The organism is Candidatus Thermoplasmatota archaeon, assembly GCA_029907305.1.
Classification (GTDB): domain Archaea; phylum Thermoplasmatota; class E2; order DHVEG-1; family DHVEG-1; genus JARYMC01.
This window is the reverse complement of record JARYMC010000016.1, coordinates 1-20,033: the sequence shown is the minus strand read 5'-3', so window position 1 is coordinate 20,033 and position 20,033 is coordinate 1. Positions and strand designations below refer to the sequence as shown.

General features: G+C 36.4%; 24 protein-coding genes. 13 read left to right on the top strand and 11 right to left on the bottom strand.

What is annotated here, in order from left to right; all coding sequences use genetic code 11:
• The first annotated feature begins 451 nt into the window (after nt 1-451).
• Nucleotides 452-574 carry a hypothetical protein gene (locus QHH19_02215; GenBank protein MDH7517147.1) on the top strand — a complete coding sequence of 41 codons (123 nt, stop codon included), beginning with the start codon at nt 452-454 and terminating at the stop codon, nt 572-574.
• Nucleotides 575-856: 282 nt separating this feature from the next.
• Here QHH19_02215 and QHH19_02210 read toward each other — a convergent pair whose 3' ends face one another.
• From QHH19_02210 to QHH19_02195, 4 genes are read right to left on the bottom strand one after another with little or no spacing between them, the layout of a single operon-like run.
• A complete protein-coding gene (locus tag QHH19_02210; GenBank protein MDH7517146.1) occupies nt 857-1,273 on the bottom strand; it encodes a hydrogenase iron-sulfur subunit in 417 nt (138 codons plus the stop codon).
• Nucleotides 1,270-1,752, bottom strand: a complete 483-nt coding sequence (locus QHH19_02205; GenBank protein ID MDH7517145.1) for a hydrogenase maturation protease — start codon at nt 1,750-1,752, stop codon at nt 1,270-1,272. The genes QHH19_02210 and QHH19_02205 overlap by 4 nt, the downstream gene beginning before the upstream one ends.
• Nucleotides 1,753-1,763: 11 nt before the next feature.
• Complete coding sequence (locus tag QHH19_02200; protein ID MDH7517144.1) at nt 1,764-3,221, bottom strand: Ni/Fe hydrogenase subunit alpha; 1,458 nt, start codon at nt 3,219-3,221, stop codon at nt 1,764-1,766.
• The gene (locus tag QHH19_02195) at nt 3,218-4,225 is read right to left on the bottom strand and encodes an oxidoreductase (protein ID MDH7517143.1); all 1,008 of its coding nucleotides are present in this window, start codon (nt 4,223-4,225) and stop codon (nt 3,218-3,220) included. The genes QHH19_02200 and QHH19_02195 overlap by 4 nt, the downstream gene beginning before the upstream one ends.
• A 185-nt stretch (nt 4,226-4,410) precedes the next feature.
• Here QHH19_02195 and QHH19_02190 point away from each other — a divergent pair, with 185 nt between their 5' ends.
• The gene (locus QHH19_02190; protein MDH7517142.1) at nt 4,411-4,698 is read left to right on the top strand and encodes an MTH1187 family thiamine-binding protein; all 288 of its coding nucleotides are present in this window, start codon (nt 4,411-4,413) and stop codon (nt 4,696-4,698) included.
• Nucleotides 4,699-4,715: 17 nt separating this feature from the next.
• Here QHH19_02190 and QHH19_02185 read toward each other — a convergent pair whose 3' ends face one another.
• Nucleotides 4,716-4,961, bottom strand: coding sequence for a hypothetical protein (locus QHH19_02185; protein MDH7517141.1), 246 nt, complete (start codon nt 4,959-4,961; stop codon nt 4,716-4,718).
• A gap of 218 nt (nt 4,962-5,179) precedes the next feature.
• Here QHH19_02185 and QHH19_02180 point away from each other — a divergent pair, with 218 nt between their 5' ends.
• The 6 genes from QHH19_02180 to QHH19_02155 are packed head-to-tail and all read left to right on the top strand — an operon-like array spanning nt 5,180 to nt 9,049.
• Nucleotides 5,180-5,740 (top strand): 2-oxoacid:acceptor oxidoreductase family protein, encoded by a 561-nt coding sequence (locus QHH19_02180; protein ID MDH7517140.1) that lies wholly within the window; start codon nt 5,180-5,182, stop codon nt 5,738-5,740.
• Nucleotides 5,737-6,006, top strand: coding sequence for a 4Fe-4S binding protein (locus QHH19_02175; protein ID MDH7517139.1), 270 nt, complete (start codon nt 5,737-5,739; stop codon nt 6,004-6,006). The genes QHH19_02180 and QHH19_02175 overlap by 4 nt, the downstream gene beginning before the upstream one ends.
• Nucleotides 6,007-7,164, top strand: a complete 1,158-nt coding sequence (gene porA, locus QHH19_02170) for a pyruvate ferredoxin oxidoreductase (protein ID MDH7517138.1) — start codon at nt 6,007-6,009, stop codon at nt 7,162-7,164. It begins immediately after the preceding gene.
• A 4-nt stretch (nt 7,165-7,168) separates the two neighbouring features.
• Entirely contained in the window at nt 7,169-8,080 is a 912-nt protein-coding gene (locus QHH19_02165) for a thiamine pyrophosphate-dependent enzyme (protein MDH7517137.1), read from the top strand.
• 19 nt (nt 8,081-8,099) lie between these two features.
• Entirely contained in the window at nt 8,100-8,297 is a 198-nt protein-coding gene (locus QHH19_02160) for a tautomerase family protein (GenBank protein MDH7517136.1), read from the top strand.
• Nucleotides 8,298-8,353: 56 nt separating this feature from the next.
• Nucleotides 8,354-9,049: a hypothetical protein gene (locus tag QHH19_02155; protein MDH7517135.1), complete on the top strand. Its 696-nt coding sequence runs from the start codon at nt 8,354-8,356 to the stop codon at nt 9,047-9,049.
• Nucleotides 9,050-9,142: 93 nt separating this feature from the next.
• On the opposite strand, the gene QHH19_02150 is transcribed toward QHH19_02155, so the two are convergent.
• Together QHH19_02150 and QHH19_02145 are read right to left on the bottom strand one after the other, a co-directional pair.
• Entirely contained in the window at nt 9,143-10,153 is a 1,011-nt protein-coding gene (locus QHH19_02150) for a PKD domain-containing protein (protein MDH7517134.1), read from the bottom strand.
• Between the two features lie 138 nt (nt 10,154-10,291).
• Nucleotides 10,292-12,664, bottom strand: coding sequence for a PKD domain-containing protein (locus tag QHH19_02145; GenBank protein ID MDH7517133.1), 2,373 nt, complete (start codon nt 12,662-12,664; stop codon nt 10,292-10,294).
• A gap of 171 nt (nt 12,665-12,835) precedes the next feature.
• On the opposite strand from QHH19_02145, the gene QHH19_02140 reads away from it, so the two are divergent.
• Nucleotides 12,836-14,053: an LEA type 2 family protein gene (locus QHH19_02140; GenBank protein MDH7517132.1), complete on the top strand. Its 1,218-nt coding sequence runs from the start codon at nt 12,836-12,838 to the stop codon at nt 14,051-14,053.
• A 61-nt stretch (nt 14,054-14,114) separates the two neighbouring features.
• On the opposite strand, the gene QHH19_02135 is transcribed toward QHH19_02140, so the two are convergent.
• The 4 genes from QHH19_02135 to QHH19_02120 are packed head-to-tail and all read right to left on the bottom strand — an operon-like array spanning nt 14,115 to nt 17,233.
• The gene (locus tag QHH19_02135) at nt 14,115-14,981 is read right to left on the bottom strand and encodes a pantoate kinase (protein MDH7517131.1); all 867 of its coding nucleotides are present in this window, start codon (nt 14,979-14,981) and stop codon (nt 14,115-14,117) included.
• 5 nt (nt 14,982-14,986) lie between these two features.
• Nucleotides 14,987-16,192 (bottom strand): bifunctional phosphopantothenoylcysteine decarboxylase/phosphopantothenate--cysteine ligase CoaBC, encoded by a 1,206-nt coding sequence (gene coaBC, locus QHH19_02130; protein ID MDH7517130.1) that lies wholly within the window; start codon nt 16,190-16,192, stop codon nt 14,987-14,989.
• Between the two features lie 35 nt (nt 16,193-16,227).
• Nucleotides 16,228-16,668, bottom strand: coding sequence for a universal stress protein (locus tag QHH19_02125; GenBank protein MDH7517129.1), 441 nt, complete (start codon nt 16,666-16,668; stop codon nt 16,228-16,230).
• 55 nt (nt 16,669-16,723) lie between these two features.
• Nucleotides 16,724-17,233, bottom strand: a complete 510-nt coding sequence (locus QHH19_02120) for a Holliday junction resolvase (protein ID MDH7517128.1) — start codon at nt 17,231-17,233, stop codon at nt 16,724-16,726.
• A gap of 81 nt (nt 17,234-17,314) precedes the next feature.
• Here QHH19_02120 and QHH19_02115 point away from each other — a divergent pair, with 81 nt between their 5' ends.
• Genes QHH19_02115 through QHH19_02100 form a run of 4 tightly spaced genes read left to right on the top strand, consistent with a single transcriptional unit; the run spans nt 17,315 to nt 19,775 of the window.
• Nucleotides 17,315-17,869, top strand: a complete 555-nt coding sequence (locus QHH19_02115; protein MDH7517127.1) for a CBS domain-containing protein — start codon at nt 17,315-17,317, stop codon at nt 17,867-17,869.
• A 49-nt stretch (nt 17,870-17,918) separates the two neighbouring features.
• Entirely contained in the window at nt 17,919-18,701 is a 783-nt protein-coding gene (locus tag QHH19_02110; protein ID MDH7517126.1) for a CBS domain-containing protein, read from the top strand.
• 10 nt (nt 18,702-18,711) lie between these two features.
• Nucleotides 18,712-19,347, top strand: coding sequence for a sulfotransferase (locus tag QHH19_02105; protein ID MDH7517125.1), 636 nt, complete (start codon nt 18,712-18,714; stop codon nt 19,345-19,347).
• A 26-nt stretch (nt 19,348-19,373) separates the two neighbouring features.
• Entirely contained in the window at nt 19,374-19,775 is a 402-nt protein-coding gene (locus QHH19_02100; GenBank protein MDH7517124.1) for a hypothetical protein, read from the top strand.
• Nucleotides 19,776-20,033: the final 258 nt, after the last annotated feature.

Sequence of the window (20,033 nt, the reverse complement as noted above, 5' to 3'; positions counted from 1 at the left end):
CGATAGATTTGGGGAAGAAAGCTGAGTTTTTAACCGTACAGGATGTGAAAGAAATCTTTGAGGTGATCATGCCAAAAAGAGTCGTTACCGATGAGGAGCTTCTTCAGCTTCTTTTGCAGAAACATAAGGCAAGATTGGCATCACGACGATCGCATCATCAGAGAAATAGATAACAGGTGGGGGGAGGTATGATATGTTTTGTTGCATTTGAGTTTGAGCGGATGCTTTGCCGTTCGACTTCAGAATCTTGAGGGTTGATGATGGAAATGTTGAGGATTGATATAAAAAATGGTTGATGATGTATTTGGAAGGATGTTAAAATTGAAGATGGTTGAATAATGAGGGGGTAAATTGAGATAGGCTATTCATAATGTGACATTGTCAAGTTAATCATTTAAAAAACAGTCCAAAGGAAAAAATAAGCAAGCACATCGATGAATTGCTAGCACTTTTGAATGATAGCAACTTAAAAGATTCACTAAAAGGTGTTTATTCAATAGACGATAAATTGTATGGTAGAGCGATAAAAAATTGTCAACAAACGATGAACGATGTTAAAAATCAGTTGTTCTAATTACGTGTTTTGTGATGAGAGCACAATTTTTCTTCTAGAAAAACATCCCGAAACTCACCAGAAAAGCCAAGGAGCCTTTTTCCACTCTTTTTCTGATTTTGGTAAGCGTTTTTTTAGCCGAAAAAAAACACGTTTATCAAAACAAGAACCATTTATAAAAATAATATTAGGCTTTACTATTTCTTTGTAACTAATTGATTATCAGTTATTTATTCAAGTCTTAAACTTTTAATTAAACTAAAGTTAAGCTAGATTAATACGTGCAAAATCAGAGATAAAAAACTACTCCTGACTCTTTAAAGGATTAGGCCCAATCTTTTTGATCTCATTAACAAAATCTGTGACTACTTGCGCAAATTTCTGCCCCTCAGAAGCAGAAATATATTCAAACCTAACCCTCTCAGGCTCTATTCCCATTTCTCTCAGAAAGTTTTTCAATAGTTTAACTCTTCGATTTGTTTTGTAATTACCAGACTGATAATGACAGTCACCAGGGTGACAACCAGCAATAAGCACACCGTCTGCTCCTTTTTTAAGTGCTTCAAGTACAAAAACAGGATCAACACGGCCGGAACACATAACACGAATTGATTTAATATTTGGTGGATACCTTATTTTACTAGTTCCAGCAAGATCCGCACCAGCATATGAGCACCAGTTGCATAAAAAACCGATTATGTTTGGTTCGAAATCCTTCATATTTCTTCCACCTGATTCTTATGATGATTTAGCTCAGACATTATCATATCCACGGTTTTTGGCACAGTCTTAGATATTTCTTCGCTGAGCCCCTCCCAAAACTCATACTGCATCTTATTAACTGCTATACCAAATATTGTTATATCATGTGGGATTCTTGTCTCACCAAGTCTTTTAGCTAGTTTACAAGCCTCGGGAAGACCTACATCATGTGGGTTAAATGAATGATATGATGAAAGATCACCTAGCGTTAAACGTTTGATTTCACCGTTTCGCATACTCTTATCTTTAATTGTGTCAACAAGTATAGCCTTGTCAAAACCGATGATCTGATCAAGCAGGTTTATACCACCTGTTGTTGTCTCATCTACCTCAACATCTGGGTCTTTCACGTGTTTCCTAAGTTCTTTAGCAACCCTTATCCCCACCCCATCATCACCCAGTAGAGGGTTTCCGATTCCAAGTATTATCGTCCTCATAATTTTTCACTCTAAAAGTTTTTTATTGTTTTGTAAATCTTTTTGTTTTTATCATAAATGTTTAACTCCAGTGGCATACCACCAGGCAACGTATGTGTTGCGCAGGCAAAACATGGGTCATAGGCGCGGAAAGCCATCTCAATCCTGTTTAGTATACCGTTGTTTACCACACCTTTTTTTATCATACCTCTTGCTGCGTCTCTAACAGACATAGTGATGGCACCTGCGTTGTTTGTTGTAGCAACTATCAGGTTTGCTTTTTCTATTAAACCGTTTTTATCAACCTCATAATGATGAATCAATGTCCCACGGGCTGCCTCAACAACACCAACACCCTCACCTGGTTCACCAACAGGGTTACGTATATGTTTTGAGGTTATATCAGGATCATTTATCAGTTCTGTAGCACGCTCTGCAGCATAAAGCAACTCTATAAGCCTAGCCCAATGGTAAGCAAGTGTTGAATTAACTGGTTTACCACCAAGTGTTTCATAAAAACGTTTATACTCTTTATCAGCAAGAGATGTAGCCATACCATCAGCAGCATTAAGACGACCAAGCGGACCTACACGATACACCCCGCTTGTTTTACCATCTTTGAGACCACGCCAGCCAATTTTTTTCAGATAAGGAAACTTCATATAGCTCCATGGTTCAACATGCTCAGAAATATAATCAGTATAATCTTTACCAGAAAATCTTAGGGTTTCCTCCGCGTTTTGGTCAGTGACACGCACAATACCATCATAGAAATTCACCTTGTTATGGGCATCAACCAAACCCATGTTATAGGTCTCAAGGTTATATGGATCGCTCTTGATCATATCAACATAATCCCTGTTTTTAAGCACAACATCATCAAATAGCTTAAGCGAGAATTTAGCGAAATCAACACAAGATCTAACCATATCCTTGATCTCTTGTACCTCCTCCTTAGCTAAACCCTTTGATACACCACCTGGCAGCCCACACACAGGATGAGTAGCCTTACCACCAAGTATAGCAGTAATCCTCTGACCATATGCTCTGTGTTTTATAACCTCTCTACCAACATCCAAACCAGCCTTATCAATCACACCAAGAATATTATGCTGACTAGCAGGAGCATCAGGACCAACAACAAAATCAGGTCCACCAAGGAAATAGAAATGAAGTATATGATCATAAATAACATACCCCATGTACATTAATTCACGAAGTTTTTTTGCAGCAGAAGGCGGCTCAACATGAAAACAAGCATCAAGCGCCTTAGTAGAAGCAAAATGATGAGCAACAGGGCATACTCCACAAATACGAGAGGTAATCTGCGGCATATCTTCTGCTCTACGACCCTGACAAAAACGCTCGAAACCACGAAGCTCAGGGATCTGAAGATAAGCATTATCAACATTACCATCAGAATCAAGGAATACACTGATCTTACCATGACCCTCAAGACGCGTTATAGGATCAATAGTAACAGCCTTCACTTAATCACCCTCCTGTTAATAAGAGAAACCGGGAGAGTATACTTATAAAAAGTCCCAACAACATCTCTAACCTGCTCAATTAACCTATCAACCTCTTCATCACTCATTTTCTCCTCACCCTCCAAACCAAGAATAGAGGCGAGAGAAGATATCATCTTAGCACCCTGATCAATAGAATTAGGCGTAGGACCACCACAACCAGTACAAGGCATATTAGCATCAAGGCAACGAGCATCACACCCACCACGAGTACAAGGACCAAGACAAATAATGCCCTGCTCAAGCAAACATTTCTCTTCTACTTTATCAACCTCATAAACACGTTTAATTCCTCTAATAATTTTTTCAGATTTCTCAAACCTGCACTCATCACAAACAGATTTCAACGGCGCTAAAACAGAGCCTTTCTCAGGCAACTTGTTTTTAACAATAGCATCCAAAGCATCAACTATGAGCTTAGTAGGCGGAGGGCAACTAGGTAAAAAATAATCAACATCAACAACCTGGTGAAGACTTTTAACAGTATCATAAAACTCAGGGAGAATAAGCTCTCCCTCTTTCACTTTAACAGATGTTTTAGGCAAGGTTTTATCAGGGTTCACAGTAGAAGGATTATCAAGATAAGCTGCCCTAAAAACCTCTTCACGGTTCGCTAAATTTGCAAGACCAGGAATACCACCATGCACAGCACAAGCACCAAAAGATATCAAAACCTTTGATTTCTTGCGAAACAATTTCGCCATATGCTCATTTTCAGATGTCCGTATAGCACCATTAAAAAAACAAACGTCTATGAAATTATCAGGCATCGCTTCAACATCTTTGTATTTAGAGTCAATAGCAACAGGCCAAAAAAGTATGTCAGCATTAGAAACTACTTCAAGGATTTTCTCATTTATATCAAGAACAGCTATCTCACATCCACCGCAGCTAGCTGCCCAGTAAAAAGCAATTTTTAGTTTTTTATCTGACGTATCTTTTTCTTTTTTGTGTTTTTTATTCATCTAGAAGCCCACCATTTTTTTCGTATACAGGAATGTTTTCATGTTTTAATATCTTCTTTTTTTATAGAATTTTATATCAGGTTTAAGAAAGTTTATGAGAACAAAACTTAAAATAATTAACATATGTTAACTATATATAGTTTATTTAACTAGAAAAAACATACACAAAGACAAGGTGGTTAAAAATGATAATATCACAACTAAGCATAGCACCAATAGGAAAAAACACAAGCCTAAGCAAATACGTGAAAATAGTAATCAAAACATTAGAGAAAAACAAGATAAAACACGAGACAAACGCAATGGCAACAGTAATAGAAACAAAAAACCTAGATGAACTATTCAAAGCAGTAAAACAAGCACACAACGCAGTCATAAAAGCAGGTGCAAAAAGAGTGATAACAGAACTAAAAATAGACCACAGACTAGATAAAAACGCTACAATAGAAACCAAACTGAAATCATTACAGTAATTATTTATTTTTTAAAACTAACAGTTTTTATTATCAAAAATTTCGACTATTACTTTTGATATTAGCATAAACCTTAGGTTTAAATAGATAGATTTTATTATCAAGTTAAATAAAAAAGTTGGATGGGTTTTGATTCTTGTAGCAGTTGTATTGTTTGTTGTGAACTTTTTAATTATATGGAACCAAAGTGTAATAACAGCAGACTGGGCAAGCATGCTAGGCACTATAATTGGCTTGGTTATCTGCCCTGCATTTTTAGTCATAGGAGTCGTAATAATCTTATTAGGAAATAAAAAGACGGTTGAAAAATAGGATTTATATTCGTATAAGATAAAACGTGAGGTATTCACAGCGAAGATATAGGTTTCATCCTTCTGAGAAAATGGTATCTATATCATTTTATATTACAGATACAAAACAGTTATATGTATCGTTTATATTCCGAGCATGGGGAAGGTAGTTACCGATGTCAGCAAAATCATTGGTTGAAATAGTTTTTCATGGTAGGGGCGGCCAGGGAGCGGTCACAGCAGCAAACCTACTAGTCTCAGCGGCACTTAAAGATGGAAACAAAGGGGTCCAAGCATTCCCATTTTTTGGTGCAGAACGCCGTGGTGCACCAGTTAGGGCATTCGCACGTATATCAAACGAGGAGGTTCATCTTAGAAGCGAGATATACAACCCAGATATAGTTATAGTGTTAGACGAGAGCATAATGGAAGTGGTAGATGTTTTAAAAGGCTTGAAAACAGATGGAAAAATACTGATAAACACACGTAAAAAACCAGAGGATTTTGATTTCCATAAACAATACAACGTAGCCACAGTAGATGCCACAGGCATAGCAATAAAACACGATATTAGAGTAGGTGGTATACCGGTTGTGAACACACCGATTCTTGGTGCTGTACCGAAGATACTAGATAAAGTAACGTTAAAATCTATCCAGGAAGTCGTCAAGGGTAAATGGGTTGGGGAACTCAGTGAAAAAAACGTTGTTGCTACCAAGGATGCCTATGATTTAGTTCAGGTGATCAAATGAAGAAATACGATGTTGTAACAAGTATTTCTTATCCTAAAAAAGGTGCTATGGGGAAAACTGGCAGCTGGCGTGTTTTCAAACCGAAGTTAGATAAAAACAAGTGTGTGAAATGTCTGCAATGCTGGGTTTTTTGCCCTGAGGGTGTCATAACAAAAAACAAGGATGGAACCATTGATATTGATTACGAGTATTGCAAAGGCTGTGGCGTATGTGCTAATGTGTGTAAAGTAAAAGCTATTATTATGGAGAGGGAGGCTGAGGGATAAATGAAGGTTATGATTGACACTGGTAACTATGTGGCTGCTAAGGCAGCTGTTATGGCTAAACCAGATGTTATAGCAGCATACCCTATAACGCCACAGACTACACTAGTTGAGGGTATAGCAAGATATGTGGCAACAGGTGAATTCAAAGGGGAGTACATATGTGTGGAGAGTGAGCATTCTGCTATGAGTGCATGTATAGGCGCTAGCGCTGCTGGCTCTAGGACTTTCACAGCAACATCATCACATGGTCTGTTGCTTATGCATGAGATGCTACACTGGGCTGCATTAGCAAGACTACCTGTTATAATGTGTAACATTAACCGTGTTGTCGGACCTGGTTGGAATATCTGGGCTGACCAAAACGACTCTATAGCTCAACGTGACACAGGGTGGATACAGTTTTATTGTAGTAGTAACCAGGAGATTTTTGATACGGTTTTACAGAGTTTTAAACTAGGTGAACATAAAAAGGTTGGTTTACCTGTTATGATAAACTATGATGCGTTTGTTTTATCACACACATCCATGCCGGTGTATGTACCTGAGCAGAAAGAGGTGGATGATTTCCTACCATCTTTTAAGCCACTTTGGAAACTTGATGTTGATAACCCGATTACTTTTGGTAACATTATAGGACCTGCTTACTACGAAAAAGTTAGGAAGGCTATGCAGGATGCACATGAGGCTGCTAAAACACTTGTACCTGAGATAGCGAAGGAATGGAAAAACAAGTTTGGTAGATACCATGGCGATTTAGTAGAGCGATACAAATGCGAAGGAGCAGAGTATATACTAATGGCTATGGGTGCTATTGGTGCTGAGAGCAAGGTAGCTATTGATAACCTCCGCGCAGAAGGACTAAAAATCGGTCTTGCTAGGGTTCGTACATTCAGACCATTCCCAGCTGAGGAGATGATAAAACTCGGTAAACAAGCTGACCTAATAGTTATAGATCGTAACATAAGCATCGGCTCAGAGGGAGCACTTTTCAACGAAACAAAAGCATCGTTATACAACAAATCAGATGCAAAAGTACATGGTTTCATAGCAGGACTTGGTGGTAAGGACGTAACATACCAAGATATACAGAATATTTGCAAAAAAGTAATCAACGGTAAAGCAAAAGACTTCGAATGGTATGGTTTGGAGGGAGACTAGGAACATGGCGATTAAGGATTTACCAGATATTGAGTGTGTTATACCTGGTAGCGCAGCATGCCCAGGATGCCCAGCTACACTAGGTTTACGCATGGTTTTCAAAGCACTTGGCAAAAACACAATCATGGTTGTACCAGCTTGTTGCACAGCAGTCATAGAGAGTTTGTACCCAAACACCTCTTTTGATGTACCTGTTATGAACATCGCCTTCGAAGCAGCAGCAGCTGGTGCATCTGGTATAGAAGCAGCGTTACGTAAACAAGGAAAAAAGGATACAACTGTTTTAGCATGGGCTGGGGACGGGGGAACATATGACATTGGTATACAAGCGCTTTCAGGAGCTTTAGAACGAGGGACTAACTTCATCTACATATGTTATAACAACCAGATATACTCTAACACAGGTATACAACGTAGCGGAGCAACACCATATGCTGCTTGGACGACAACAACAGTAACTGGTAAAACAGAGTTTAGGAAAGAAATGGGTGACATAATAATGGCGCATCATATACCATATTCTGCCCAAGCCTGTGTAAGCTACCCAGAGGATTTATATAACAAGGTGAAAAAAGCTAAAAGCATCAAAGGACCAAAATACATTGAGATACTTGCACCATGCCCACCAGGTTGGCGTTTCAGCATGGATAAAACAGTTGAGATAGGAGCACTAGCTGTAGAAACAGGCGCATGGGCATTGTATGAATGCGAAAACGATGTTGTTACTTTTAATGGTAAAAGCAAACTAATATTGGAGAAAAAAATAGAACCTAAACCTATTGAGGAGTGGATGAAACAACAGGGCCGTTTCAGGCATCTTTTTAAACCAGAGAGAGACGAAAAAAGGATAAAGGAGATACAGGAGCACATAAACCAGGTTTGGGAGAGATATCGTAAATGCTACCTAAGAAAATAAAGATGGAGGAGGAAATTTTATGCCTATAGTAACAATAGAGACATGGCCGCTACCAAAAGAACGTAAACCTGAGCTTATAAAAAAGATCACAGATGTTTTCACAGGTTTTGGTATACCAGCTCAGGCTGTGACTGTAGTTATACATGAAACACAGCTGGAGAATTGGGGTAGCGGTGGAGAGCAACACTCAGTAAAATTTAAGGATATGAAAAAATAATAAGTGAAACCACGGTTGACATTGATGGTGTAAACTATGAGGTTTTTGTTGCTGAGATGAATGGGGAGATAGAATCCATAAATAATATCGAATCAGGAGAAGATCTATCTTTCGTTTTCGTAAAAGATTCTGGTACTGTAACAGGCACGATATATTTAGCTAAAGATAGTGACACTACAAAAACAGTTCAGAATATAGAATATCAACTAAAGGAAGAAACAACTGATACTGTAATAAATCAAACAATAAACTCAGTAACTATCTCAAGAGTAATCTCTGGAGAAAAACCAGATGTTATAGATATTGGGACCAACTGGGTTTATACCATAAAAACAGAAACAACAACGACTATAACAGAATCTGGAAGTTTTTATGATGAATATATAGAACCAGGATACACCAATACGACAACTACTACAAGTAACAGTACAGATACCACTAACTATGAATGCTTGGGTAAAAAAACAATCACAACTGCAGCTGGAACATTTGAAACATATGAGATTAAAGTCCGTCAAGTCGGACAACAAGGTTATACATTGCAATATATATCACCGAAAGTGAAAGAAGATGTTAAACAAATAATGTATGATAATGAAGAGAGTATGATATCGCTTAAAGAACTTATATCATATGATGTTGCATCTTCTACTTCTTCAGAAACAAACGGGAAGACCCCAGGGTTTGAACTCGTAATTGTTTTATGCAGCGTGGCAATAATATTGTATTTAAACAGAAAAAGAATGAATTAAAACATATCTTTTTAAATTTTAAAAATATTTTTTCTTAAATTTTAACATATAAAAAATCTTACAATAAAGAGAAAAGAAAAATGATGTTTGTGTTTATAGGATTTTTTTTACTAATATACTATCAGATGCAGTATTATTGTATCTATCATATGCAACAACGCTTATTTTGAACAGATGGATCAGCCGTATTCTGTCTTTTGTCCATTTGTAGGTGTACAACCCATCTTCGTTTGGCTTATAACTCGTGTTTACTAACTTATTATTGATATAGAATTCTACCTTTGATACTCCTGACCCGCTATCAGATGCGTTAACCTCAACTGTTATACTACCAATGACAAAAGCTATACGGAAGAAAAATCGCCTTATTTTCTTGTTTCCCATGTAGAATGCACGCTCTGGTTGTATTATCTGGATAGTTGGCGGGATAGTATCAGTAACACCCTTAACAGTTACAGGTACGGTTTTGTTATCTGATTTGCCACCATCATCTGTTACATTGAGGCTAACAAAATAGGTTCCATTATAACCAAATATATGTTGAGTCTTATTACCATAGCCTTCTGATCCATCACCAAAATACCAAGTGTAGTTTACTATTGCTCCATCAACATCATAAGATAGTGTACCATCAAAATCAACTTTCAAACCATGTGTTGTGTTTGAAAAGTCTGCAACTGGTAACTCATTGTAAGTAACAAACCAAAACGTCTCATTTCTATAATAAATTACATCCTCGTCTATAACAGTCACGTTTACATACCACGTTATATTTGTATTTGTGTACAAAGGTCCGCTGATATTAGCAACTATTGTGCCATAGCCATCATGGTTTTCCCCGTTACTTTTTGTAATATTTTTGCCACCGATTTCCCATAAAAAATTTACATATTCTGGGAATATTGACTCAGAATAAATCTTTTCTGCTTCAACATAAACACTCACATTTTTTTGATCTATAGGAATTTCTATGCTCCCATTCACTGGCGTAATATTCCCTATTGTTATTTCTATTATGTAATCTCCAGAAGCAGCTGATACTGTTATGAAACTTGACAGTAAAAGCATGCCTGTTATTGACATTGTAATTATGTTTTTTCTCATACTTATCAGTCTCTGAGCATGTTTTTATTAAAATTTGTTTAATTTAATAGTTTATAAATGTTGTTTTACGATTGTAGCCTGATTTAAACTAGTTTAACAAAAAAATAGAATAAAAAAAAGAGTGAAGTGGCTTGGTTTTTATAGATATTTTCTGACGATCATCGTCTTAGTTGCACTATTACCTTCATTGTCATATGCAACAACTTTTATTCTGAATAGATGTATTAGTCTCAGCCTATCCCTATGCCATGTGTAGTTGAACTGCCCAGTAGTGCTATTTATTTTTAGTTCTTTACCAATCCATAGCTCCACATATTTTATTCCTGAACCACTATCAGATGCATTAATCTTGATTGTTATGTCACCGATGATCAAAGCCGGGCGTATTAAGAATTTTCTTATAAGTTTATCTTTTATATAAAGCCCTCTTATTGGCTGGTCTATTTTTATCGTTGGACCTTTCATATCTGGAAATGTCACAAGTTCTGAAGTTGTATTTGTTAACCCAGCGCTGTCTGTAACTGTTAAATTTATTTTATATATTGCATTATCCCTGGGATAAGTATGATCAATAAATGGGTCTGTATCTGTAGCATTTGTACCATCACCAAACTCCCAGAAATAACTGACAATAGTTCCATTTTTATCATAAGAAGCTGATGCATCAAAACGCACATGTGTAGTACCACCCACTATTGCATATGAGAAATTTGCAACAGGTGGATTATTAATAACTACGATTTCTTTAGTTACACTATCGGTTGCTCCGTCATCATCAGTTACTGTAAGAGTGACATTGTATGTTCCATCGGTTGCATAAGTATGGTTTGTCAGTTTTCCTGTACCAGTTGTATTATCACCAAAATCCCAATCATAAGCAGTTATTGTTCCATCGTTATCACTTGATGGAGATGCATTAAAAAACAACGTTAGATCTCTAACTATAGAAGTAAAGTTTGCAACAGGTGGTTGATTTGGTGGCTCTTGGGTTGTAAATCTGAATACTTCATTTCTTTGAACACCGCCTGCTGTGACGTTAACATACCAAATGATTTCAGTTGAATATGGAAGCGGTGTAGTTAAATTAGCTGTTTTTCTACCAGCAGTATCTTTGTTTGTACCATTAGGACTAACATATTGGCCTTCTATAGTCCAGTTAAATGGAATTAAAGCAGCTGAGGTCTCATTCCCTGATGTATGATATGCCAAAGCACTGATATAAGCACTAACTGTGGATTGATTAATATTAACACCTGTAGAACCATTTGCAGGTAGTTCTAGTTTTATTTTTATATCTATACCACTTTCACCCAATGGATACATCAATGGATAATGATCCTGATTACCACCACCAGATATACTATATGGTGTATCACCAATGCCATCACCATCGTTATCTTCACCTATGTAATCATCCCAGTAGTTACCCTGGGTTCCATTATCCCAATTGTTGGTAGTACTATCGTAAGCATTTTGTGTATTATCTACAAAATTATTATGATAAATCAGATTAGTTTGATACTTGGATTCACTAGAAAGATAACCATATGAAACAACACCTTGGTTACATTTGGTAATTATATTATTTTTTAAAACAGAGTTGTTTGTCTGACTTAGGTTAACACCGACTCCACTATAAGTTATGTACGCTGTTATATTAAAATTGTTATTTTCGTAAATAATGTCTGAAAGATTATACCATGCCCCATCATAGTATACTGAACTACGACTTTCACTGTGATTAACATCATCAAAAAGTATAGCATAGTAATCTTCGGCTTGATTAACCATACTGTAACCAATATGAAAATCACCATTAAAAACAAGGTTTAAATATGAAAGATCAACGTATGTATAATTTGGATACAAGTTAATCTGCGACGCGGGAACTTGAACTCTAGCAAGCTCATTATCAGGATAACCAAAACCATCATCATCCCAAACTATAACTTCTATACCCTCTGTGGTATTAATCCAACTTTCATCTTCTATATAGAGCATAAGAGAACATTCTTCAAGTTTACAAAAACTTTCTGGACTAAAGCGAACATTAAAATTATCCAAAGAAGATGCAGTGATATCAAAGTATTGAAGAGATGTTTGAGGATAACAGTATTTAAGAACTGAATTTATTGGACCTGGCTGTCTAATGGTAAATCCACTAATATTTACATAATCAGCTGTGACTTTTATTACGTCATCAATACCATTACCATAAATTATGGTTGTTTTAATGTTTTCTCCAGTTAAATTAATTGACTTATATATAACAATGTTTTCATAATAGATTCCACTATACACATAGATTGTATAACCATCGGATGCATTATCTATAGCATCTTGGATGCTAGAGTAGTTACCAGAACCAATTCCACCAACATACAAAATTGTGCCAATTGGTGGAGCATGTTGTTCAGGTTCTGCCAATGGTGTTATTACGAAGCAAGATGCTAGCAATATTCCTATTGTTGCTATTACCAATATATCCTTTTTCATTTTATCATCACTCAATTTTATATAGTCTTTATTATTTTAATTGTTTATAAACATTTCGGCCAAATACACAAAAAACCACTACATTTATTAATAAAAGCACTAAGTTTTAGTTTTAATAGAAATTTATATATATTAACAAAATCATTTAAAAAAACATCAAACAAAAAAAATTAAACTGGTAAACATATGAACAAAAAACTCATAATTGTTTTACTAACAATAATAACCCTAATAAACATACTCGCAGCAGTAATACTTTTCACAGATATACAACTACTTGAAATGCCTGAAACAACCATAAGAGTTGAAATAACAGAAATAACACCTAATGAAGCCATCATACAAGCAACAATAAATATGAACAACCCCAACGCTTTTGAAGTAACAGCAAAAAACCTAGAAATAATTACACTAACACCAGAAGGAAACAAAGTAGTAACCATGCTATTAGAAGGAGGAATTATACCAGCAAACGGAAATAAAACATTTGAATCATACGCCTACGCCAAATTTGATAACAACAGCCCTAAACTATTAACAAGTAAACTAACAGGCAGGATAGGAATAAAAATTGGTTTCATACAAAAAACAATACCACTATCAATAAACATAATAACATCCCTAGAAGAAATAATAAAAAAACTTGCTGCACCAAACATAAAAATAAAAGCCGAGTTTGGTGAACTCACACAAAAAGGCTTGAATCTAACAGGCACAATAGAAGCATATAACCCAAACAGTTTTGACATAATCATAAACAACATATCAGCCACTGTAACAACTGACACAGGGAAAAACGTTGGAAATCTAGAAATCAAAAATGGGATATTAGAACCACAAAAATCTATAGAACTAGAAAGCAACGGAACAATACTACTAGAAGCTTTGAACTATAAAACCATTACAATAAATGTTAGCGGAAGAGCCGGGGCAAGAATAGCAGGTATAAACGAAACAATACCGATATCTGTTGAGGCGGAGATAAAAGTACCAGACATAGGTAAACTATTATCACCAGATGTCCCCTTAGACATCATAATTAGTGGCGATTACAAATTCACTTTAAAAGGCCTAATGGATAACATAACGCTAGAGATAAACAACCCAAATAAAATAGACCTAGAAGCGAGAAACATAACAGTCACATTCTTTTATTTAAACAACGGAGAAAAAACATTCTTAGTCGAAACCTCACTTGGTGAGGGAATAATTAAAGCCCAGAGTAAAAAAGATTTCAACAAGCAAATAACAATTCCATACTCCAAGGTATTCCCTATGGTAGGTGGGCGTCTTTTACCAGATGAGATGTTGATAACTGTAAGAGCGAATTTAACAATATCAGGTATAAACCAGGCTATATGGGTTGGAGTCACAGGCTGCCAAGATTTCCGTTTTTTCAAATAAAATAATATCATCCTAAACTACAATATATCAGCTAAACTATTCATGAAAAAGTTTGATTTGGTTACTCTAAAACTCTTGCACCTTGTTCATCAACTGTACAAACATATGTCTCCCCAAACGTTGAAAGTGTCTGAAAAATTTTGTTTGTATCACCTACTGCAAAAACAGAGTTACCAAGCATACACATACTAGCCATACCATAATGGTTTGCAGCCTCAATAGCTTCTATAACTTTTTCTTCAGCAAGTTTTATTTTTTTTGCGAAAAACTGTGATAACCTAAAAAGGTTTTCAACAGAAGGTTTCTCCAAAAGTTTTTTAATGCAATACTTACCGTATTCGCTGATTTCCATGATTTTTTTTTCATCAGATAAAATGTTTTTTGTATCAATTTTTTTACCAACAACACACAGAACAATCTCGTATCTACCAGGTATATGCTCAATCAAACCCCAGGGTGGTAGACCAGCCTCACGTCTTATCTCGATACCACCAAAGCTACTAGCGAGCACATCACCTAAACCAGTCCTTAGTTGCACCTCGGCGCAGTGAGCTGCCCTGATGGCATCAAACCTAGAGGAGCCTATACTTTTTGCGAGAGCAATAGATGAACTAAGGGTACCTGCTGCGCTCATACCAAAACCCTGACCCACAGGGAGATCTAGTTTAGTTCTAGCAACAACCTTCAAAGGTTTCTCACCAATCAGATATTTAATAGCGAGTCTTGTAACCTGGGGATCAGATTTCTTGTTGTTGATGAATATCTCGATATCCTGTTTAGTAGAGTTTTCAACCACAACCTCTGAAACAGCCCCCAATGAAATATTTATACCAGCGCCACGTGAACCTGTTTTAGTAAGATCCTTATTCACAAAAACAGGCTCAAAAAAACCTGATATATGACCTGGTGCAAAAGCAACAACCTTCATAGCAATCACATCAATGTTTTCACTGCATCTAGAATTACGTCAGCAAGAAAATCTTTTGTCCCCCTCTCATGAATAACCTTTCTTTTTCTATTTATCACCCATATCTCGTTTACATCACTATCAAAACCAGATGTTGTATTAGCAACCACCATGTCGACATCGTTTTTCTTTAAAAACTCAAAAGATTTTTTCTTTAACTTATTTTTATTATCCTCAACCTTGAAGCCAACGATTTTAGTATCAGGAGCAAAACCTCTAAGCTGAGAAATAAGCCTCGGAGCGGGCAGCATCTCAAGAACCAGTTTTTTCTGACCAGATGGTATCTTACCTTTATGTTTAACTGGGATATAATCTGATAATGCTGCGCAAACAATTATTACATCAAAATTTTTAACAACCCTGTTTTTAAGTAGTTTCAAAACGTCCTTGATGGATTCAAAAAATGTTGTTTTTATGTAACCTGGGACAGGCTCTTTGCTAGAGCCATACCACATTTCTACTTCTGCACCGCGATAAAAAGCTTTTTTAGCCAAAGACACAGCGGTTTTACCAGAGCTACGGTTGGTAACAACCCTAACATCATCAACCGGCTCAGACGTAGAACCACCAATGATGAGTACCCTCATGTCTTCTAGGTCTTGTCTGCCAATGTTTCTTATAACATGTGCAACAATCTCATCTGTACTAGGCATTTTCGCCTTGTTTTTAGTTAAAACTGGTTCAACAAATCTTATACCATTTCTTTTACATTTATCTATATTCTCCTGAAGTATCCTATGTTTGTACATGGATAGATGCATCGCAGGGGCAATCAAAATCTGTACACCTGAGCCTATAGCGGTTGTCGCAAATGTTGTAACAGCCGTATCATCTACACCATGTGCTATCTTAGAAAGTGTATTGGCTGTACAAGGGGAAATAAGTAACATGTCAACTGGTTGTTGTATCTGGCCACAAAAAGAAACATGTTCTGTTTTCCCAGTTATTTCAACAACTGGTTTGTTCCCAGTTGCAAACTCGAGTGCATAAGGATGAATAATTTTTGTAGCATCAGGTGTCATAACCGGGTAAACCTCTGCACCATGTCTAATTAGTTCTCTAGCTATTTTAACACAATCAACAGCAGCTATGCTACCAGTTACACCTAATACTATTCTTTTTTTAGAAAGCGTTTTACTTTTACTCCCACGTATCTCTTCTGCAGGATGCATTACTACCACAAAAAAAAATTTTTTTGTTTTTTTTTTTATCTTACCACTAGGACAGATACACCTGCGTGTCTAACAACCTTATCTGTTACGCTACCAAGTAAAAATCTCCCTTCTTTACCATAACCCTTGTAACCAATTAGTATCATATCAACCTCTAATCTCTTTGCAACCATAAGGATTTCATCAGCTGGGTCACCTGATTCTACTATGATGTCAACTTTTTTTACTTCCCCCTCTATTTCTTTTGCTACTTTTGATAAAGATTCCATGGCTTTTTCTTTGAATGTACCTGATTTTATTATCTGGCTGAAATCAATTGTTGGGAGAAGCATTTTTGTGAAAGATGCTTCTGCTAACTCAGCTGGTACAACAGTTAATAGTATTATTTCGTCTTCTCTATCAGCGCATTCTAGCGCTGTTTTTATTGCTTTTTTAGATGCATCAGATCCATCATAGGCGATAAGCATTTTTTTCATAGTAACCCGAAAACGTTAATGCAGAAACCTTCTAAAAAGATTTCGTATAAAAAATTCATCTGCATAAATAAGAAATAAAATCAGAGAGGGGCAAGCCTTCTTCCCAGCGCATGATAAAATTCCCGTTTTTACTATATCCAAGTTTTGGTAAACGGGAATGTAAAATCTTTGCTCTACCATCTAGTCCTTTGATATCCATGGTGAAGAGACGCCAAGCGTCACCACCACGACCTTTCAAGCGGAATGCATAAATCGGCAGCGTCTTTGTTTTCTCACATTCTTTTTTCATCTGCTCAGCCTGCTTCTGAAGTTTACCATCCACGCTACTGAAATGTAGTGTATCCTCAATGCTGGCTTTAACCTCTACTAAGAATGATATGTCACCACGCAATGCCACCAAATCTACACCAAAAGACCCTGCTGCTCTGACAACAATAAAAGGTTTATCACACACCATGAAATAGTTGCTTTTTTCTAGGGCTGAGCATGTTTTTGTCATTTTATTAAGAACTTCGCTTTTACCCTCTAATAAACCCTTAAACTCCCTCTCGTATTGGCTGCTCATATCAAAAATATAAAATACGACTAAAGGTTTTAATGTTTGGGTAAACCATTTCAAGCAAAAAAAACATAGGGGGTTTATATTATGAAAAAAAGAGACGTCCTAGTTAAAGAAGCGATGAAAACAAACCCGATAACAGTAAAACCAGAGATATCTGTAAAAGAGGCTGCAAAAATAATGAAAAACAAAAAGATAGGAAACTGTATAGTTGCAGACAAAAAACCTATAGGTATTGTTACTGAGAGCGACATAATAAAAAAGGTTGTAGCAGAAGGCCTGGACCCAGGTAAAGTTCTTGTTAAAGACATAATGACAACCCCTATAATAGTCATCGACCCCTACGTTGACATAGAAGAAGCTATGAAGACGATGAGCAAATGCAACATACGCAGACTACCTGTTGTAGAAAAAGGTAAACTAGTTGGCATAATAACACAAAAAGACGTAATACGTTTGTCACCCATGCTTTTAGAGCTTTCACGTGAATGGAGTAGCATAGTAGGCGGAGACGATGTTTACCGCAAAAAACAGGTTTTTTCAGGTAAATGCGAGGACTGCGGTATGCTATCAACCCATCTTAAAATATTTGATGGCCGGTCTCTGTGTGAGGATTGCGCAGATGGTTTAAAATACGAATAAAACATTCAACTTTTCCTAAAAAAAATTTTAATGAAGGGGATAACACGAGATGAAAGTCAAAGATATTATGACAAAAGATGTTGTTTACGTTGATAAAGACGAAAGCCTATCACGCGTTCTTGAACTCATGAAAAAATATGATATAACAAAAATACCTGTGGTAGAAAACAAAAAACTAATAGGAATTATAACTGATAACTTGATAGCCTATAAACTTGGTTCTATAAGAAAAAGAGGGATCCCTGCTTCACGTTTACATGCATCATCTGTCACCGAAAAAAAATACAAAACCATCTCCCCTGAAACATATGTGAAGGATATACTAGAAACAGTTGGTGAACCTGGACCCACCATGTTACCAGTGGTAGAAAAAGACAACAGGCTAGTAGGTGTTCTCACAAAAGCAGATCTCCTTCATCTAGTGAATAGTAAAAAACCGCTTCATTCAATCATGCAAAAAAACCTGCATCTTGTTTCACCAGATGACCGCGTAATACACGCTAGAAGAATCATGATAGAAAAAGATGTCGCCCGTCTACCAGTTGCACATAATGGTAGACTAGTCGGTATCATATCTGATATCGAGATTGCTTTTGCCCTTGCTGATCTAAAAAAATCTTATTCACTTGGTAGACAGAAACATCAGCTAGACGAGTTACTAGTAGAAGATGTTATGAGAACACCAGTGATATGGGCTGAGCCACACATAAGCGCTTTAGATGCAGCTAGGATAATGATAGATAAAAACATAGGTGCTCTGCCACTACTAGAAAAAGAAAAAATAGTCGGCATCGTAACAAGAACTGACCTGTTAAAAACCATCTCCATATAAAACATACGATATGAAGAAAATAACCTGGAAGATCGTAGGTATCCTACTTGAAATATACTGGCCCTTGCAGAGGGTACATAATTTTTTTCTTTCTTTAGTAAAAGACAGAAGTGACACTAAAATTTTTTGCATAGGCGGCCCTAAAACTGGTACAACATCTTTACATAAAGCATTAAAAATTCTTGGTTACAAATCAGCTAGGATGTTTGATTGGCCGACTTATCAGAAATATGGGGAGGAAAAATACATCGAGGAAATAAAAAAAAGTAGCTACGACGCATTTGTTGATTATCCATTTGGGGATAAAGAGTTCTATAAAAAAATCGATTTACATTTCCCAGAGAGTAAATTCATTTTAACAGTAAGAGACACTGAATCTCTAAAAAAGAGTTATTATAATTTTTACAAAAATTCTCAGATTTCTGAAAGAATGCTTAAAAATTTATCAGAAAAAATGAAATTTCTTGAAAAGAGAAACGAAGAAATAATAAATTATTTTAGGGACAAGCCATCTAGGCTTTTAGTCATGAATATAACTGGTGGAGACGGCTGGGAAAAACTATGTAATTTTTTAGATAAACCAATCCCAAATAAATTATTTCCACATAAAAACAAAGGCAACTACCGAGAGATAGATTTTAAGTAACCCGTATTGGATTACTAATAATATTTATGAGTTATCATATCCCCTCTGAGGAACAGATTATAGAAGCGTTTAACAAAGTTTTTAAGGAGTACCACGTGGTTAAATCACAAAACAAACTCAGAGACTTAGTGACAAAAGAGCTTAACAAGAAAAAGAAAAAATATTGTGTTAGTACAACTAGGCTCAGGAATGTTGCGATAAAAAGCGGTTTAGTAAAATTAGAGATACACTCACGTGAGGGGGACCCAAAAAAGGTGTTGAGGAAGTGCCCGGTTTGTGGCTTTGTTTTGGATAAGGTTAAGAATCTTACAATATGGGGTGGTGAAGTAACAATAGAGTTTTATTGTCGTAACTGTGGCTATCGGACTGGGAAGAAGAAAAGGATCCCGACACTTTATGTTTTTCATGTGACATCCTCTCCGCCATAAATGGCGGAGCTTCCTATGACGCATGGTTAGTAGTCGATGTATAGGAGTCCAAACTGGTTTGCTGGAGTCTGTGATCACGGACATACTGGATTACTGTGTCTGCATCAGCATCGCCAACAGTCCGGTAGAATTTTCCAGGACTCCAAAGGTGCCCCTTAGGATACCTGCATTTGAAATGTGTTTTTCTTTTGAAGATCTCTCTAGATGAAGCACCTTTCAACAGTTGTAGTGCTTTAGAGACACTCATCGTTGGAGGGA

Excerpts from the sequence above, each read along its gene's own strand:
- QHH19_02210 (MDH7517146.1), bottom strand. The coding sequence starts at position 1,273 with ATGAAGGATTTCGAACCAAACATAATCGGTTTTTTATGCAACTGGTGC.
- QHH19_02205 (MDH7517145.1), bottom strand. The coding sequence starts at position 1,752 with ATGAGGACGATAATACTTGGAATCGGAAACCCTCTACTGGGTGATGAT.
- QHH19_02195 (MDH7517143.1), bottom strand. The coding sequence starts at position 4,225 with ATGAATAAAAAACACAAAAAAGAAAAAGATACGTCAGATAAAAAACTA.
- QHH19_02190 (MDH7517142.1), top strand. The coding sequence starts at position 4,411 with ATGATAATATCACAACTAAGCATAGCACCAATAGGAAAAAACACAAGC.
- QHH19_02185 (MDH7517141.1), bottom strand. The coding sequence starts at position 4,961 with ATGACTAAAAATGCAGGGCAGATAACCAAGCCAATTATAGTGCCTAGC.
- QHH19_02175 (MDH7517139.1), top strand. The coding sequence starts at position 5,737 with ATGAAGAAATACGATGTTGTAACAAGTATTTCTTATCCTAAAAAAGGT.
- porA (MDH7517138.1), top strand. The coding sequence starts at position 6,007 with ATGAAGGTTATGATTGACACTGGTAACTATGTGGCTGCTAAGGCAGCT.
- QHH19_02165 (MDH7517137.1), top strand. The coding sequence starts at position 7,169 with ATGGCGATTAAGGATTTACCAGATATTGAGTGTGTTATACCTGGTAGC.
- QHH19_02160 (MDH7517136.1), top strand. The coding sequence starts at position 8,100 with ATGCCTATAGTAACAATAGAGACATGGCCGCTACCAAAAGAACGTAAA.
- QHH19_02155 (MDH7517135.1), top strand. The coding sequence starts at position 8,354 with ATGAATGGGGAGATAGAATCCATAAATAATATCGAATCAGGAGAAGAT.
- QHH19_02150 (MDH7517134.1), bottom strand. The coding sequence starts at position 10,153 with ATGAGAAAAAACATAATTACAATGTCAATAACAGGCATGCTTTTACTG.
- QHH19_02140 (MDH7517132.1), top strand. The coding sequence starts at position 12,836 with ATGAACAAAAAACTCATAATTGTTTTACTAACAATAATAACCCTAATA.
- QHH19_02135 (MDH7517131.1), bottom strand. The coding sequence starts at position 14,981 with ATGAAGGTTGTTGCTTTTGCACCAGGTCATATATCAGGTTTTTTTGAG.
- coaBC (MDH7517130.1), bottom strand. The coding sequence starts at position 16,192 with ATGCATCCTGCAGAAGAGATACGTGGGAGTAAAAGTAAAACGCTTTCT.
- QHH19_02125 (MDH7517129.1), bottom strand. The coding sequence starts at position 16,668 with ATGAAAAAAATGCTTATCGCCTATGATGGATCTGATGCATCTAAAAAA.
- QHH19_02120 (MDH7517128.1), bottom strand. The coding sequence starts at position 17,233 with ATGAGCAGCCAATACGAGAGGGAGTTTAAGGGTTTATTAGAGGGTAAA.
- QHH19_02115 (MDH7517127.1), top strand. The coding sequence starts at position 17,315 with ATGAAAAAAAGAGACGTCCTAGTTAAAGAAGCGATGAAAACAAACCCG.
- QHH19_02110 (MDH7517126.1), top strand. The coding sequence starts at position 17,919 with ATGAAAGTCAAAGATATTATGACAAAAGATGTTGTTTACGTTGATAAA.
- QHH19_02105 (MDH7517125.1), top strand. The coding sequence starts at position 18,712 with ATGAAGAAAATAACCTGGAAGATCGTAGGTATCCTACTTGAAATATAC.
- QHH19_02100 (MDH7517124.1), top strand. The coding sequence starts at position 19,374 with ATGAGTTATCATATCCCCTCTGAGGAACAGATTATAGAAGCGTTTAAC.